Here is a 16,355-nt window from a genome sequence, read left to right as displayed (position 1 = left end):
CCGATGTCGACGATCTTCAACGTCCGTAACCTGCAACTGCCCAGCGTTTCCCGCACCGCGCTGATCGTCGGATCGCTGGTCGCGGTCGTTGCCACCGTGGCGGGTTTTGTGGGCTGGCGGCTCTACGAGAAGCTGACCAACAACACCGTGGTCGCCTATTTCTCGGAGGCGCTTGCCCTGTACCCGGGCGACAAGGTTCAGATCATGGGCGTGCGAGTCGGCTCGATCGACAAGATCGAGCCGGCGGGCGACAAGATGAAGATCACCTTCCACTACGCCAACAAGTACCAGGTGCCGGCCGCCGCCAGCGCGTCGATCCTCAACCCCAGTCTGGTTGCCTCCCGGGTCGTCCAGTTGTCGCCGCCCTACGATGGTGGGCCGGTGATGAAGGACGGCGCGGTCATTCCGATCGAGCGCACCCAGGTGCCGGTCGAATGGGATGAAGTGCGCAACTCGATCAGCCGCATCCTTCCAGGTTTAGGCCCAACGCCCGAACAGCCCAAGGGACCGTTGGGCGACCTCATCGAGTCGGCTGCCACCGGATTTGCCGGTAAAGGTAAGCAGTTCAACGAAACCCTGCGCAGCCTGTCTGAGGCGGCGAGCGCACTGGGCGATGGCCGCGGCGATTTGTTCTCGATCGTGGACAGCCTGGCGGTGTTCGTCAACGCGCTGTATCGAAGCGATCAGCAGTTCGTGGCACTGAACAGCGACCTGGCCAGCGTCACAAACAAATTCACCAACACCGACAACGAGGTCTCCGACGTGGTCCGGGATCTCAACGGTCTGCTGGCGACGACGGAGGAGTTCGTCGACAAGAACGGAAAAGTGCTCGCGCACAACGTCGACAACCTCGCCGACGTGACCAACACGGCTCTGCAGCCGGCGCCGCGGGACGGGCTGGAGACCGCTTTGCACGTCTTCCCGCAGCTCGTCGCCGGTTTCGAAAACTTCTACTCGCCGGTCGTGGGCGGCTTCGCCGGTGAGCTGGCCCTGCCGAACTTCGCCAACCCGCTGGCGTCGATCTGCAGTGCGATTCAGGCCGGCAGCCGGCTGGGCTACCAGGAATCCGCCGAACTGTGCGCGCAGTACTTGGCGCCGATCGCCGATGCGATCAAGTTCAACTACGCCCCATTCGGCCTCGCCCCGATCACCGCCGCCAGCGTGCTGCCCAAGCAGGTCGCCTACTCGGAGCCGCGACTGCAGCCACCGCCGGGCTACAAGGACACCACCGTCCCCGGGATCTGGTCGCGTGACACACCGTTCTCGCACGGCAACTTTGAGCCGGGCTGGATTGTCGCGCCGGGCATGCAGGGTGTGCAGGTACAAGCAGCCACCCAGAACATGTTGACACCCGAATCGCTGGCCGAACTGCTGGGCGGCCCGGACATCGCACCGGCGCCGGCAGGGACCCACATGACGGGTCCGCCGAATGACTACGACGAGACTAACCCCTTGCCGCCGCCCTGGTATCCGCAACCCGGCCCACCGCCGGCGCCGGCACCCGGCGTGATACCCGGTGACCCGGGGGCAGGACCGGGCCAATGACGCGCCGGGCGTGGTTTGCCCGCTGGGTGCGGCGAGGGTTGGCGCTGTTGACGGCGGCGGCGGTGTTGACGTCGTGTGGGTGGCGCGGCATCGCCAACGTGCCGGTACCCGGCGGCCCGGGCACCGGATCTCACGCGATGAGGATCTACGTGCAGATGCCGAATACGTTGGCGCTCAACGTCAACAGCCAAGTCAAGGTCGCCGACGTGAACGTCGGAACCGTTCGGGCTATCACCATGAAGAACTGGGTGGCGACATTGACGGTAGGCCTGGAGCCCAACGTCAAGCTGCCGGCCAATGCGATAGCGAAGATCGGCCAAACCAGCCTGCTGGGCTCCCAGCACGTCGAACTTGCCGCGCCGAAAAACCCGTCGCCGCAGGCACTGCGGCCCGGCGACACCATCCCGCTGAAGAACTCGTCGGCCTATCCCACAACCGAACGCGTATTGGCCAGCATCGCGACGATCCTGCTCGGCGGCGGCATCTCAAACCTGGAAGTGATCACTGACGAGGTCTACAACATCGTCAACGGGCGCGCCGACCAGATCCGCGAGTTCCTCAACAGGCTCGACACGTTCACCGACAACGTAAACCACCAGCGCGACGACCTGGTCCGTGTCGTTGATTCCACCGACCGCCTGTTGGCCATCGTGGCCGACCGCAACGACACCCTGGACCGGTTGCTGATCGAACTTCCGCCGCTGGCCCAGCATTTCGCCGACACGCGGGATATGTTCGCCGACGCGGTGGAGGCGCTGGGCCGAGCCAGCAAGGCCGCCGACGATGCCGTGGGCCCATCAAGCGATGCTCTGCACACCAACCTGCAGCTGCTGCAGCGACCGCTGTGCGAACTCAGCAAGGCCTCGCCGTATTTGTTCGACACAGTGAAGCTGGTACTGAGCTTCCCGTTCAACATCGACACCGTACCGAAATTCATTCGCGGTGACTACATCAACGCGTCGGCCGTGGTCGACCTGACGCTCAGTGGGATCGACAACGCGTCATTATCCGGGACCGGTATCTCGGGCATGCTGCGTGCACTCGAGCAGTCGTGGGGCCGCGACCCCGAGACCATGATCCCCGACGTGCGGTTCACCCCCAATCCACACGACGCGCCCAACGGACCGCTGGTGGAACGAGGGAGCGGCATATGTTGACTCGCTTGATTCGCATCCAACTCACGCTGTTCAGCATCGTGACCATCATCGTGCTGATCGCACTCGGCTGGTACTACCTGCGGCTACCTTCGCTACTGGGCGTCGGTCGTTATACGCTCTACGCCCAGCTGCCCCGGTCGGGCGGGCTGTACGCGACGGCCAACGTGACCTACCGCGGCGAACAGATCGGCAAGGTCACCAGCGTACAACCAACCAGACAGGGCGTGCGAGCGGCGATGAGCATCGACGACCGCTACAAGATTCCCATCGACGCGACGGCCAACGTACATTCGGTCTCGGCGATCGGCGAACAATACCTCGACCTGGTGTCAGCTGATAACCCCGGCCGGTTTTTCGCCAACGGGCAAACCGTCACCAAAAGCACGGTGCCCGCCGAGATCGGCCCGGCGCTCGACGCCGCGAACCACAGTTTGGAGGCGCTGCCGCGGCAGAAGATCTCGACGCTGCTGGACGAAACCTCGCAGGCCTTCGGCGGGTTGGGGCCCTCGCTGCAGCGGTTAGGCGACTCGACGCAGGCGATCGTTCATGACTTCAAAGACAACCTCAACGATGTTGACGACATCATCGCGCACAGCGCGCCGATCCTGGACAGCCAGGTTAATTCCAGCGACCCGATCAGACGGTGGGCGGCCAATCTGAATGCTATCGGCACCCAAGCCGCCGGCCAGGATCAAGCGCTGCGAAGCGCCCTACAGCAGGCCGCTCCCACCGTCGATGAGCTGACCGCCGTGTTCGGCGATGTTCGAGATTCTCTGCCGCAGACGTTGGCGAACCTGGAGATCGTGATCGACATGCTCAAGCGCTACCACCAGAACGTCGAGCAGATTCTGGCCGGGCTTCCGCAAATCGTCACGGAGGGCGAAACCGCGATAGTGTTGCACCCCGGCAAAATCATGGTGGACGGCCGGGTGCTGATCAACCAGCCGCCGGCATGTCTCACCGGCTTCCTGCCGCCATCGCAGTGGCGATCTCCCGCGGATACCAATATGGCGGATCTGCCGGCCAACACTTACTGCAAGATTCCCAAGGACACTCAGGGCAATGTTGTTCGTGGTGCCCGCAACTATTCGTGCGCTGATGTGCCCGGCAAGCGGGCCGCCACCCCGCGCGAGTGCCGAAGCGACGAACCCTACGTGCCATTGGGCACCAACCCGTGGTACGGCGACCCGAACCAGATCCGCAACTGCCCGGCCCCCGGTGCGCGCTGCGACCAGCCCGTCAACCCCGGCCAGGTCATCCCGGCGCCGACGATCAACAACGGAATGAACCCGGCGCCCGCCGACCAGGTCACCGGAACACCACCTGCGGTCAGCGACCCGCTGACCCGCCCCGGGCAGGGCACCGTGCAATGCAGCGGGCAACAACCCAACCCGTGTATCTACACGCCGGCACCGAGCCCGACTGCGATCTACAGCCCGCAGAGCGGCGAAGTCGTGGCGCCCGACGGTGCCAAGTTCACCTTCAGCAATTCGACGAATATCGGCGACAACGGGTGGAAGGAGATGCTGGCGCCAACCGGCTGAACCCACCGATCACTTCCCGCCGCGGTGGTCACCGTCCGCGCAGGGCCGGTCGAGCAAGCCTCCGAAAGCGTCCATCCCACAATTGTGTTTGCGTGAGGTCGTTTGCGATAGGCCGAAAACTGAAAACCCTCGTGGAATGCCGAACCTTGGAGCACGATGGAAAGCTATGCCCAGCGCCCTACCTCACCCCAGCCGAGTACGAAGCCCTCCTGACGCCCGCCGCACGCCCTGCGAGCGTGCCAAACTCGGGGCTCTCGCAACCACATAGGAACAGAACCAAGTAGTTCTACGTGTGTGGCACAACGAAGGGGTTACACAGATGCACAACGCTACGACGAAGTACAAGGACCAGACCGCTGCAGATCGTGCGCAGGACGCCAAGCTGTTGAAGGAGTCTGGCGTCCACAAGCTCGTCGTCCTGGATCACCAGGGCAATTGCCTAGCGTATCTGTTGGCGTGGGACAGCTTCGGGTATGACGCCGAGACCGACACTTACGTGTGTATCGCGGAGCCTGATGGCGGCGAACTCATGACCATTCACACTGACGGTGACGTCAAGGCAGACCCCGCTACGAATACATATACGGTAACTGCACCGAATGCTGAAGCTTCACCTGAGACAGGTTATTGCACAGTTGGTGTAGCGAGCTAGTCACCAACGTCGACACACACCGCGAGCGCTCCGGCGCCGACGTGCAACGCCAGCACCGGACCCAGGTCGGTCACAATCGCCGGCTCGCAGGCCGGCAGTCGCTCGGCCAGAGCGGCCGCCACGTCCGCCGCGCCGTCCGGGTTGGCGACATGGTGCACCGCGATCGCGGCGGGTCGGTCACCGACGACGTCGCAGACCCGGTCGATCATGGCTGCCACCGCCTTGCTTGCAGTACGGACTCGTTGTGCCAGAACAAGTTTGCCATCATCGATGCGCAGCAGCGGCTTGAGCGACAGCGCGGTGCCCAGCCAGGCCGCGGCGCCACCGATCCGCCCACTACGACGCAGATTGTCCAGTCGGTGCACGACGATGAACCCCCGGTTGCGGTTCACCGCGGCAGCAGCCGCCCGCGCAACGGCGTCCAAGTCGGCCCCGTCGGCCGACGCCCGGGCCGCAGCCAGCGCGACGAATCCGGTGTTCATTGCGGTCGACTTCGAGTCGACGACCCGCACAGCCGGACCGATGTCGGCCGCGGTAGTCTCGGCCGCGCCGACGGTTCCCGACAGCGCCGCCGAAAGGTGCACGGCCACTATGCCGTCTCCACCGCTGTCGGCCAGTGCCCGCCGATACGCGTCGGACAGTTCGGCCGGGGTGGCCGCCGCAGTGGTGGCCTGCGCAAGCGAGTGCAGGTCGTCGGGAATCTCGTCGACGCCGTCGCGCAGGTCGACATCGTCGAGCAGAATGTGCAACGGCACTTGACGGATCGCCCACTTCCGGCGCAACTCGTCCGGAAGGCGCGACGACGAGTCGGTGACCACGACGACAGCCATGAATTCAGTGCGGCTTCTCGTTGTTGAGCACGCCGGCTTCGGCAAGCGCCTTTAGCATCAACTCGGCAACCGCCTGGTGCGCCTCGAAATTCCAGTGGATACCATCGGGGTTACCGTTCCCATCCATAATGTGTTCGGCGACCGCGGCTTTCAGGTCGACCAACGGGATATCGTGCAACTGCGCCCATTTGGTAATGGCTGCGGCGGTCCCGGTACGGCCGCGGTGGGCCTTGCCGTAAGTTGTGGCGATGTGTACCGACGGTAGCGATGCCACGACCGGGATACCAGGCCGGCTGAAATCGACTGCGCTGCGGGTCTGTTCGAGGTACTCGGCGGTCAGGTGCGGCGGCAGCGCAGCCCTGGCCATCGGTGAGAGCCGTGGTTGCAGCCACCCGTAGCCGTCGCGGACCCAGCGCCGCAGCCACGGCGGCCGTACATAGCGGATGAGCTCACGCAGCGCCGTCGGCAACGGCGATGGCAGCGAATCCATGCCGCCGGTGGCGAAGATCACCGCGCCCGCCCGGGGCAGCGCCGCCCAGGCCCGCGGGTCCTGGGTGGCAGCCCACCAGACGTCGCGACATGTCCAGCCAATACGACCGATTAGTTCGACGTCCCAACCAAGTTGTGCACCAACGATATTGGGCCAGATGCGTGGGTCGTCGGCAGGTAGGCCGCCGCTGGGTCCGTAGTAGGCCAGCGAATCGGCGAAGATCAGCAGCACCGGCCGCGACTCAGAGGACATCACTTGCGACCTGCGCCGAAGCGTTCCACACGTCGAGACGCCACCTGATGGGGTCCAGCTCGTCCGCGTCGTCGGAGGAGTATCCGGACACCTGTGTCCAGCTCGCATTGCCCATCCCGCCCACCGCGGGCCAGTTCTCAACCGGCAGCCGCAGCAACGCGGCCGTTAGCGCGGCGATCAACCCGCCGTGCGCGACCAGAACCACCGGGCGCTCAGGTTCATTGAGGCCACCCCATTCCGGCTCGCCGGCGACCAACTCGGCAACCAGCGGCACGCTGCGGGCGGCCACGTCGACCCGGCTTTCGCCGCCGTGTGGCGCCCAGCCGGCGTCCTCGCGCCAGGCCAACCGGGCGCCCGGCGCGGCGGCGTCGATGTCGGCATGGGTCATGCCCTGCCAATCGCCGAGGTGGGTCTCGCGTAACCGGCTGTCCACCCGCACCGGCAACCCGGTGCGCTCCCCCAATGCGGCCGCGGTGTCGGCGGCGCGCCGCAGGTCCGACGACACGATCAGCAGCGGCCGGCGTTTGGCCAGCACCTCGGCCGCGGCGACGGCCTGGGCGCGGCCCAACTCGCTCAGCTCGGTGTCCAGTTGGCCCTGCATCCGGCTGCCCACATTGAAGTTGGTCTGGCCGTGGCGCAGCATGACCAGTCGGCGCGTCCTCACGACCTGCCCTCCAGATCCACGGTGACCACCGGGCAGTCCCGCCACAACCGGTCCAGTGCATAGAAGTCGCGTTCGTCCTGGCGCTGGATGTGCACGACGATGTCGATGTAGTCGAGCAGTGTCCAGCGGCCTTCGCGGATCCCCTCGCGCCGCGCCGGCTTGTAGCCCGCCCGGCGCATTTTCTCCTCCACCTCGTCAACGATTGCGCTGACCTGCCGTTCGTTGGACGCCGAGGCGATGACGAAGCAGTCGGTGATGACCAGCTGCTTCGACACGTCGATGACGACGACGTCGGCGGCGAGTTTGGCCGCCGCGGCGCCGGCGGCCACCGTCGCCATGTCGATGGCTTCCGGGGTGGCCGTCATGTCTGGTCCCGGGGTTTGCAGTAGAGCTGACGCTTGGACACGTACTGCACCACGCCGTCCGGCATCAGATACCACAGCGGCCGGCCCTCTTCGGCGCGGCGGCGGCAGTCGGTCGACGAGATCGCCAGCGCGGGGATCTCGACCAAGGTCAACGCGTCATCCGCCAACCCCTCAAGTGCGTCGTCCGTGAGATGTTCGCGCCCCAGGTCATAGCCGGGCCGGCTGACTCCGACGAACCGCGCCATCGCGAACATTTCCTTCCAGTCCTGCCAGGACAGGATGGAGGCAAGCGCATCGGCGCCGGTGATGAAGTACAGCTCGGAGTCCGGGTTGAGCGCGTGCAGATCGCCCAGGGTGTCCTTGGTATAGGTGGGCCCGCCGCGGTCGATGTCGACCCGGCTTACCGAGAAGCGGGGGTTGGCGGCGGTGGCTATCACCGTCATCAGGTAGCGGTCTTCGCCGGCGCTCACCCGCCGGTCCTTCTGCCAGGGCTGTCCGGTCGGCACGAAGACCACTTCGTCGAGGTGGAACAAGTCGGCAACTTCGCTGGCCGCGACCAGATGACCGTTATGGACGGGATCGAACGTCCCACCCATTACGCCCAGCCGGCGACGGCGCTTTTGCATGGTTTGCCAAGCTTACTTGAGCAGCGGAATGCAGCTCAGGTGACGTCAGTAATCGAATGGTAGGTTTTAGGCATGCGCGCAACCATTGACAAGGCAGGGCGATTGGTTATTCCAAAACCGTTGCGCGACCATCTTGGGCTGCGATCTGGCGAGGTCGAAGTCACCGCCGACGGTGCCGGCCTGCGCGTCGAACCGCTCGCCGGCGAGTCTCTCGATGAGCGCGACGGGCGGTTTGTCATACCCGCGAGCGGGGCGCCGATCAGCGACGCAATGGTGCGGACACTGCGTGATGCCGACCGGCGGTAGATCATCCACGGTCCTTGTCGACACCAGCGCCGCCGTGGCACTGGTGGTCGCCGATCATGATCATCACGAGGAAACCCTCCAAGCGCTGCACGGCCGGACACTCGGTCTGGCCGGCCACGCCGTATTCGAGACCTTCTCGGTGCTGACCCGCTTACCGCCACCGGCACGTAGGACTCCGGCGACGGTCACGCGGCTGCTCGCGAATACGTTCCCTGAGACCAGGTTCCTCGGAACTCGGGCCGCGACATTACTGGTGGCCACGCTCGGATCGGCCGGGATCGCTGGTGGCTCGGTCTACGACGCGCTCGTCGGCGCTACCGCGAATGAGCATCAGCTCACACTCGTGACGCGCGACCGGCGCGCACTGGACGTGTATCGCAAGCTCGAAGTGGAAGTCGAGCTTCTGGTCTGACCGGGCCTGCCAAAGTTCACCGGCTACGTTGCGACCCTGATGTTTTCGTTGAACCCGTCCCTGCGGCGCAACCCCGCGGCGACCTTGCCCATCGGGGAAATCCTCCCACAGCCAACCGGCGATCTGCTCGGGGTTGTGCCGCAGTCATTTAACCCATTAGGTCCGGCGTACGAACGCTGGCGTAGCCTCTACGATACTTAGCTATGCGAAGGTCCTGTTGGCCTCGAAGGCGGTGAAATGCGGACGATTCCAGTGAGCAGAACGCTCAAACGGCTGCCCGGAGTGCTGGCACGACACTGGGTACCGGTGGTCTTCGTGGTGGTGCTCGCGGTTTCGACCGTGGTCGTCGCACGGCTGCACAGAATATTCGCGTCTGGGGACCTCAACGCCAACGCCGGCGCGGGGATCGAGATCGTGCAGTTCAACCCGAAATACATCGGCTACGAGGCGTTCGGCCCACCCGGGACCACGGCCGACATCAACTACTGGGACGCCGAGGCGAACGTCCACCAGCTCAACGACGTCCCGTTGCCGTGGTCGTACACCATCGTGACGGTCCTGCCGGCGGTTCAGGCCAACATGATGGTGCAGGGCGACAGCAACCAAATCGGCTGCCGCATCAAAATCGACGATGAGCTCAAAGACGAACGACGCGCCGTCGGTGGCAACGCCCAGACCTTCTGCCTGGTGAAATCCGGATGACGACCCGCACCGAGGCGGACACCACTACGCATGCCAAACGGCCGTTCTTCGCACACGCGCTACGCCTGTTCGCGGTGCCGATCATCCTGTTCTGGGTCCTGCTCACTGTCTTCGTGAACGTGGCGGTCCCCCAACTGGAAGTGATTTCCGAGGAACACTCGGTACCACTGGCACCCATGGATGCACCGTCGATGAAAGCGATGATGCGTCTCGGTCATAATTTCAAGGAATACAATTCCAACAGCACGGTGATGATGGTCCTGGAAGGCCAGAAAGAACTTGGCGAGGCCGCTCATCACTACTACGACGAGATAATCGGTAAACTACAAAAAGATCACCAGCATATCGAGCACATCCAGGATTTCTGGAGTGATCGACTGACCGCAGCGGGCGTCCAGAGCTCTGACGCTAAAAGCGCCTACGTCCTGCTCAATCTCGCCGGTAATCAAGGAACCACGTTCGCCAACGAATCTGTGACTGCGGTCCGGGAGGCGATCAAAGATACCCCGGCACCACCCGGGGTGCAGGCGTATGTCGCGGGCCCGGCGGCGCTCACCGCTGATCTGCGCGAAATCGGGGACTCGAGCATCGTGAAGATCACGCTGTTTACCCTCGGGGCGATCACGATCATGTTGCTGGTCGTCTACCGATCGATTACCACCATGTTGGCGCAGCTTTTCTTAACACTACTGGAATTGGCTTGCGCTCGCGGAGTTGTCGCGTTTCTCGGGTATCACAATGTCATGGGCCTCACGACGTTCGCCGTCAATATCATGGTGATGCTGGCGATCGCGGCCGGCACCGACTACGGGATATTCCTCATCGGCCGCTATCGAGAAGCCCGGGTGCTTGGTGAAGATCGCGAAACCGCCTACTACACAACCGTTCGCAGTGTCACCCCGGTTGTCTTGGGTTCGGGGCTGACCATCGCCGGAGCATCGGCAGTTCTCTACTTCACCCGGCTACCCTACTTCCACACCATGGCCATACCGGTCGCGGTGGGCATGATCGTTGTCGTGGCGGCCGCGCTCACCTTGGGACCGGCGGTCGTTGTGGTGGCCAGCCGGTTCGGTCTGCTGGTGCCCAAAGGGTTGCAGCGGGGTCGCTTCTGGCGGCGGATTGGCATCGGCGTCGTCCGCTGGCCCGCGCCGATCACGGCGGCCAGCGGCGCGGTCATACTGGTCGGGCTCGCTGCCCTCCCGGGGTTCAAGCCGGGTTACGACGACCGCTTGTATCTGCCCAAAGATACCCCGGTCAATGTCGGCTACGCGGCCGCGGAGAGACATTTTTCTCCCGCAAGGATGGCTCCCGACATCACGATGGTCGAGTCCGATCATGATATGCGAAACCCGGCCGATATGCTCGTTTTGGACCGAGTCGCGAAAAGTATCATGCGTGTCCACGGCATCGCCATGATCCAGGACATTACCCGGCCATTGGGTATTCCACTTCAGCACAGCTCGATACCTTTTCAGCTCAGCGCAGCAAACCAGCTGATCATGCAGAATATGAAAACGCTGAAAGACCGCGTGCGGGATATAGATACGATATCTGATCAGCTCGACAAGGACATCAGCCTACTACTGCAGCTTTATGGCCATCTGGTGGAAGTCGACAATATCACTCACGATCTCGCCGGTGTGACGCGGGATACCGTGGGTGTTGCCGACACAATCCGGGATCACATTGCGGAAACCGACGACTTCTTCAGGCCGATCCGGAGCTACTTCTACTGGGAAAAACACTGCTTCAACATTCCCATCTGCTGGGCGTTCAGAAACACATTTGAGTCACTGGATGGCGTGGACCAACTCAGCGAACAACTACACAAACTCTCGACCGACATAGACCGCTTGGATTTCGAACTGCCGCAAGCGGTCCAGCTGCTGCCGGCGGTGGTCGACACCCTGAAGCTCATGCATTCGCTGGTGGTAACCGTGCACAGCACGTTCTCGTCATTCGTCGACCAATTGGAGGACCTGACCGACACCCAGATCATGATGGGCCAAAGTTTCGACGACTCCAAGAACGACGACTTCTTCTACCTGCCCGCGGAGGCATTCGACAACAAGGACTTCCAGACCGGGCTCAGGCTGTTCCTGTCGCCTGACGGCAAATCGGCCCGGTTCTTCGTCACCCACCAGACGTACCCGGCTACCCCGGAGGGAATCGAGCGGGTCGAGCCGGAGCGAATGGCGGCGCAGGACGCCTTGAAACAATCCTCCCTGTCGGATGCCAAAGTGTTTGTCGGTGGCATGGCCGGCCTCTACGAGGACATGCACGACGGCGCCAAATACGATCTGATCATCGCGATCGTGGCGGCGCTGACCCTGATCTTTTTGATCATGACGACGCTGACCCGAAGTTTGGTGGCCGCGCTGGTGATTGTCGGCACTGCGTCCAGCTCCATCGCCTCGTCGTTCGGGCTCTCGGTGCTCATCTGGCAGGATGTGTTCGGCCAGCACATCTACTGGGTGACACTGGTGCTGGCGGTCATCGTCTTGTTGGCGGTCGGGTCCGACTACAACCTGCTGCTGGTCTCCCGATTCGCGGAGGAGATTCACGTCGGACTCAAGACGGGATATATCCGTGCGATGGCAGGCAGCGGTGGAGTGGTGACGTCCGCCGGCATGGTGTTCGCCTTCACCATGGCCGCGATGCTCGGCAGCGATCTGCTGGCGATCGGAATGTTCGGTTCCACGGTCTGCATCGGGCTGCTGCTCGACACGTTTGTGGTGCGTGCACTGTTCATGCCCTCGATTGCCACCCTGCTGGGGCGTTGGTTCTGGTGGCCGCAGGTTGTCAACCCCCGCGGTCCCAACAAGGTGCGCGGGATCGCGGCTCATACACAGCCCGAAGACACCGAGGCGTTGCAGTTGCCGGCGCACTGACCTAGCCGGTATGCGCACTTCGTCCGGGGGGTCGGCCGTGCGGACAGACTCGATCGAGCTGGTGCCGGTGGCCACTCGGCAGCACAGTTCCCATTTCTAGTTCACCGATCACGTGATTGACTGCGGCAACGTAGTTGTCGAAGAGCCAGTTTGACTCGACTTGGCTCAAGTTAGTGCGTACGTCGGCGGGGATCTTGACGAGGGCGTGGCGGAGATCGTCGGGTAGCGGCCCGGCGGAGTTGCGGGTTTGGTTGCCGGCCTTGATTATCAAGATCCGATAGCAGCGGGTATCGCGAACGAATTTCTCTATGCCTCAACCCGTTTGGGCTTCGGTACAGTGCCGGTAATGAGCGGCTCCGGTAGCCGACCTAGTTGTTTGTGGGTGGCGGCTGTGGCTGGAAGGGTTCGTACCACCCCCAGTCGGCGCGCTCGCCGGTCGGCCCGGGGCACGGCGCGACAGCGGGCGGGGGAAGGTTCGGCGCACGCGCCCCGACTTAGGACATTTTTCGGTTGCTGATGTCGGCGCGAGTCGCTGATCTGCGGTTTTGATCCATGTCGAGCCGATATTTGCACACTAGCTAACCAACCATAGCTGAGCGTGGCGTCAATGGATGGCCCCGTCTTCAATGTGCCGTAAGCGCTTGTGCAGCAAGCGCTATCGCCCCAGCCGAGCGGTCCACGTCGTCGTCTGTGGTCGCCCAGTTGCAAACCGGGACGCGCAGTACGTACTGGCCGTGCCAGGTAGTGCCCCATACCCAGCAGGTGCCGTCGCGCTGGACGGCGGTAACTGCGGCCCGGTTGGCGTCATCTCCGCCGGGCAACCGGAGGAGCACCAGGCTGAGTACGACGTCATTGAGCACGGTTGCGCCGGGAATCGCGGCCAGGCGCTGGGCCATTCGTCGGGCTTGCGCGCAGTTGCGTTCGATCAACTCGACGATACCGGCACGGCCCAGCGACCGGATAGCCGCATAGACAGGCACCGCACGGGCCCGGCGCGAGCACTCGGGCACGTAGTTGGTGCTGTCGCGCTGACCGGCATCGACCACGAGGTAGGGCGCCGCGAGCCGCATTGCGGCGACGTGCATTTCAGGGTCAGCGACAATGGCCATCCCCACGTCGTAGGGCACGTTGAGCCACTTGTGGGCGTCGACGGCCCACGAGTCCGCACGCTCGATACCGCGGGTTAGGTGTCGGGTGGCCGGTGCTGCGGCAGCCCACAGGCCGAACGCGCCGTCGATATGCAGCCAGGCGTTATGGGTGGCGCAGGCGTCGGCGATCGGCTCGAACGCGTCGAAGGCGCCGGTGGCCGCGTTGCCGGCCTGGGCGCAGACGATCGCTGGCCCGTCGCAGTGGGCCAGTGCGTCACGCAGCGCTTCGGGTTTCATCCGGCCTTGGTCGTCGGCAGCGACCGACATGGGCGCGCCGAATCCGAGTAGGCGCAGGGCGGTGTAGATGGTGACATGCGCCTGCTCGCCGCACAGGACGCGGACCGGCGGTGCACCGATGAGTCCGTCGGTTTCGACGTCGTGGCCGGCCCGGGCCAGCACAGCGTGGCGGGCAGCCGCCACACAGGTGGTGTTGGCGCCTTGACCACCGGTGACGAAGCCGACGCTGGCGGTAGCTGGCAGACCGAGCAAGTCCAGGGTCCACGCCGAGGTGACCTCTTCGATGGCCGCGGCCGCCGGTGAGTGCGAATCAAAGTCCGCGCACTGATCCCACGCCGAGACCAGCCAGTCGGCGGCCAGCGCCGCAGGCAGGGCACCGCCGGTGACGAAACCGAAATACCGCGGCCCGGCGCTGGCAACCAGACCAGGGTCGGCGCCGGCCACCAGCGTGTCGATGACCGCGTTCGGGTCCTCGCCGTGTTCTGGCACCGGCCCGCCCAGCGCCTCGCGCACGTCGGCCGCGTCAACCCGGGCGCTCACCGACCGCCCGTCGAGGGTGTCAAGGAATACTTTTGCGTGCTGCGCGGCGGCGTCGAGGCCGGCAGTGCGATCGGGCATGGACTACAACACTAGCTAGTTCTGGCTCGTAGGGTGCTGTGGTGGCCTACGTGCGCACCGTGAAGACCAGCTCGGGAGCCACGGCGGTGCAGATCGTGTGGTCGACGCGGCGTGGTTCGCGCCAGATCGAGCACCTGGGCTCAGCCCACGACGACGCAGAGGTCGAAGCGCTCAAGGCTCCTGCCCGTCAACGGCTTTCCGAAGGCCAGGGTGCGCTGGATCTGGGGCTGAACACCGTCGGCGTCGACGGCGAACCGTTGGAGATCGTCGCCTCCAAGGCAAGCCACCTGTGGGACGGCTTGTGCCGGGCCTACCAGGCGCTGGGCTTTGATGCCGCCACCGGCGGGGACGAGGTCTTTCGCGATCTGGTGCTGGCGCGGATCATCGAACCGACCAGCAAGGCCGACTCGCTGCGGGTGCTCGCCGAGGCCGCCACGAAGTCGGTGAACCGGGATCTGGAGGCCAAAGCCCGCGGCCTGGCCGGATTGAAGGGATACACCACCAACCTCACCAACCAAACACCCGAGTTCGTCATCGATGCTTACCACCAGTTGTGGCGCATCGAGAAAAGTTTCCGCATGTCCAAGCACGACCTGCAAGCCCGCCCGGTCTACCACCACAAACGCGAATCGATCGACGCCCACCTAACGATCGTGTTCACTGCCCTGGCTATCAGCCACTGGATCGAGCACCAAACAGGTTGGAGCATCAAGAAATTCGTGCGCACCGCACGCCGCTACCGAACCGTCCGCATCAAGGCCGGCAGACAACTACTGACCGCCGCCGACCCGCTACCCGACGACCTCCGCAACGCGCTCGCCAAGATCGACGCCGGCCATGCACACTAAATTGTCCTAAGTCGGGGTACAGTGCCGGCGCAATGACCGGTTCCGGTAGCCGACCTAGTTGTTTGTTGGTGGCGGCTGCGGCTGGAAGGGTTCGTACCACCGCCAGTCGGCGCGCTCGCCGGTGGGCCCGGGGCACGGCGCGACAGCGGGCGGGGGAAGGTTCGGCGCACGCGCGAGCGATCCTGCGCTGAGCCGTCGACCGCAGCTGTCGGTGACGATGAGATCGTCGGCGGGTCCGGCGATGGTGATGACGCGCCGGTGGTGGCACCGATGGTGATAGGGGCATACCAACACCAGGTTGGACATCTCGGTCAGACCACCGTCGTCCCAGTGCCGGATGTGGTGTGCGTGCAGACCGCGGGTGGCCCCGCAGCCGGGAACCGCGCAGGTGGGATGGCGGTGCTCGAGCGCGCGGCGAAGCCGCCGGTTGATCACCCGGCTTGCTCGGCCGGCGCCGATGACCTGCCCGTCACGTTCGAACCAGACTTCGCAGGTGGCATCACAGCTCAGGTATCGGCGTTGGGCGTCGGTGAGCAGCGGACCCAGATGCAGCGCCGCGGCGCGCTGGCCGGTGTCGAGGTGCACCACCACAGTGGTGTGCTGCCCGTGTGGCCGGCGGGCCGCCTCGGCGTCCCATCCGCTCTCGACTAGGCGCATAAACGCCTCGACGGTGCTAGGCAGCGAGGGACAATTCTCTGATGTGGGCTCGCCATTGCCGTGATCCTGCTTGTACTCGGCGAACAGTGCATCACGATGAGACGCCAGTGCCGCGTCGAACTTCGCCGCGTCGTCGTGGGGAAGTTTGATCCGCCAACAGGTGGACTCCTCACTGCAGGTCTTGGTGATCGAGCGCTGCGGTTGCCGCCGAGAATCGGGTTCGGGTCGCGGTTGCAACTTCACCGCGGTGCGCAGCTGGTTGACCGTAGCGGTCCGCGCCAGTGCCGCGTAATGCTCATCGGAACCCTCGCCGGCCCGTGCGGCGATGACCCCGACCTGATCCAGCGACAGTCGACCCTCGGCCATGCCCGCCGCGCAGCGGGGAAACTCCTCCAGCCGGCGCGCCACGGT

General features: G+C 64.4%; 15 protein-coding genes and 1 pseudogene. 8 read left to right on the top strand and 8 right to left on the bottom strand.

Going from position 1 to position 16,355, the window contains the following annotated elements; all coding sequences use genetic code 11:
* Positions 1–3 precede the first annotated feature (3 nt).
* The 3 genes from ACRDTL_RS18785 to ACRDTL_RS18775 are packed head-to-tail and all read left to right on the top strand — an operon-like array spanning position 4 to position 4,246.
* Positions 4–1,545: a virulence factor Mce family protein gene (locus tag ACRDTL_RS18785; protein WP_431508205.1), complete on the top strand. Its 1,542-nt coding sequence runs from the start codon at positions 4–6 to the stop codon at positions 1,543–1,545.
* Complete coding sequence (locus tag ACRDTL_RS18780; protein ID WP_431508204.1) at positions 1,542–2,702, top strand: virulence factor Mce family protein; 1,161 nt, start codon at positions 1,542–1,544, stop codon at positions 2,700–2,702. Before ACRDTL_RS18785 ends, ACRDTL_RS18780 begins: the two co-directional genes overlap by 4 nt.
* Positions 2,696–4,246, top strand: a complete 1,551-nt coding sequence (locus ACRDTL_RS18775) for an MCE family protein (RefSeq protein WP_431508203.1) — start codon at positions 2,696–2,698, stop codon at positions 4,244–4,246. The genes ACRDTL_RS18780 and ACRDTL_RS18775 overlap by 7 nt, the downstream gene beginning before the upstream one ends.
* 648 nt (positions 4,247–4,894) lie before the next feature.
* On the opposite strand, the gene ACRDTL_RS18770 is transcribed toward ACRDTL_RS18775, so the two are convergent.
* From ACRDTL_RS18770 to nadD, 5 genes are read right to left on the bottom strand one after another with little or no spacing between them, the layout of a single operon-like run.
* Positions 4,895–5,728, bottom strand: a complete 834-nt coding sequence (locus ACRDTL_RS18770) for a DegV family protein (protein ID WP_431508202.1) — start codon at positions 5,726–5,728, stop codon at positions 4,895–4,897.
* Positions 5,729–5,732: 4 nt separating this feature from the next.
* The gene (gene octT / locus ACRDTL_RS18765; RefSeq protein ID WP_431508201.1) at positions 5,733–6,470 is read right to left on the bottom strand and encodes a diglucosylglycerate octanoyltransferase; all 738 of its coding nucleotides are present in this window, start codon (positions 6,468–6,470) and stop codon (positions 5,733–5,735) included.
* Positions 6,460–7,134: a glucosyl-3-phosphoglycerate phosphatase gene (gene gpgP, locus ACRDTL_RS18760; RefSeq protein ID WP_431508200.1), complete on the bottom strand. Its 675-nt coding sequence runs from the start codon at positions 7,132–7,134 to the stop codon at positions 6,460–6,462. Before gpgP ends, octT begins: the two co-directional genes overlap by 11 nt.
* Entirely contained in the window at positions 7,131–7,499 is a 369-nt protein-coding gene (rsfS, locus tag ACRDTL_RS18755; protein WP_431508199.1) for a ribosome silencing factor, read from the bottom strand. Before rsfS ends, gpgP begins: the two co-directional genes overlap by 4 nt.
* Positions 7,496–8,125 (bottom strand): nicotinate-nucleotide adenylyltransferase, encoded by a 630-nt coding sequence (gene nadD, locus ACRDTL_RS18750; protein ID WP_431508198.1) that lies wholly within the window; start codon positions 8,123–8,125, stop codon positions 7,496–7,498. The genes rsfS and nadD overlap by 4 nt, the downstream gene beginning before the upstream one ends.
* Before the next feature lie 72 nt (positions 8,126–8,197).
* On the opposite strand from nadD, the gene ACRDTL_RS18745 reads away from it, so the two are divergent.
* The 4 genes from ACRDTL_RS18745 to ACRDTL_RS18730 all read left to right on the top strand — a co-directional run bounded on the left by ACRDTL_RS18745 (position 8,198) and on the right by ACRDTL_RS18730 (position 12,436).
* On the top strand, positions 8,198–8,431 hold the full coding sequence (locus tag ACRDTL_RS18745; protein ID WP_431508197.1) for an AbrB/MazE/SpoVT family DNA-binding domain-containing protein: 234 nt from the start codon (positions 8,198–8,200) through the stop codon (positions 8,429–8,431).
* A complete protein-coding gene (locus ACRDTL_RS18740; protein WP_431508196.1) occupies positions 8,415–8,843 on the top strand; it encodes a type II toxin-antitoxin system VapC family toxin in 429 nt (142 codons plus the stop codon). Before ACRDTL_RS18745 ends, ACRDTL_RS18740 begins: the two co-directional genes overlap by 17 nt.
* Before the next feature lie 237 nt (positions 8,844–9,080).
* Complete coding sequence (locus ACRDTL_RS18735; RefSeq protein WP_431508195.1) at positions 9,081–9,545, top strand: MmpS family transport accessory protein; 465 nt, start codon at positions 9,081–9,083, stop codon at positions 9,543–9,545.
* Positions 9,542–12,436 carry an RND family transporter gene (locus ACRDTL_RS18730; RefSeq protein ID WP_431508194.1) on the top strand — a complete coding sequence of 965 codons (2,895 nt, stop codon included), beginning with the start codon at positions 9,542–9,544 and terminating at the stop codon, positions 12,434–12,436. Before ACRDTL_RS18735 ends, ACRDTL_RS18730 begins: the two co-directional genes overlap by 4 nt.
* A gap of 368 nt (positions 12,437–12,804) precedes the next feature.
* Here ACRDTL_RS18730 and ACRDTL_RS18725 read toward each other — a convergent pair.
* Positions 12,805–12,924 (bottom strand): annotated as a pseudogene (locus ACRDTL_RS18725) (hypothetical protein); the annotation flags it as partial.
* 135 nt (positions 12,925–13,059) lie between these two features.
* Positions 13,060–14,439, bottom strand: coding sequence for a pyridoxal phosphate-dependent decarboxylase family protein (locus ACRDTL_RS18720; RefSeq protein ID WP_431508193.1), 1,380 nt, complete (start codon positions 14,437–14,439; stop codon positions 13,060–13,062).
* A gap of 41 nt (positions 14,440–14,480) precedes the next feature.
* Here ACRDTL_RS18720 and ACRDTL_RS18715 point away from each other — a divergent pair, with 41 nt between their 5' ends.
* The gene (locus ACRDTL_RS18715) at positions 14,481–15,287 is read left to right on the top strand and encodes an IS1634 family transposase (RefSeq protein ID WP_431508192.1); all 807 of its coding nucleotides are present in this window, start codon (positions 14,481–14,483) and stop codon (positions 15,285–15,287) included.
* A 54-nt stretch (positions 15,288–15,341) separates the two neighbouring features.
* Here ACRDTL_RS18715 and ACRDTL_RS18710 read toward each other — a convergent pair.
* Positions 15,342–16,355: DUF222 domain-containing protein (locus ACRDTL_RS18710; RefSeq protein ID WP_431508191.1), on the bottom strand; the 1,014-nt coding region annotated here is incomplete at its 5' end.

It is taken from the genome of Mycobacterium sp. (assembly GCF_050700595.1).
GTDB lineage: Bacteria > Actinomycetota > Actinomycetes > Mycobacteriales > Mycobacteriaceae > Mycobacterium.
The sequence above is the reverse complement of the archived record's forward strand: the minus strand, read 5'-3'. Positions and strand labels throughout refer to the sequence as shown.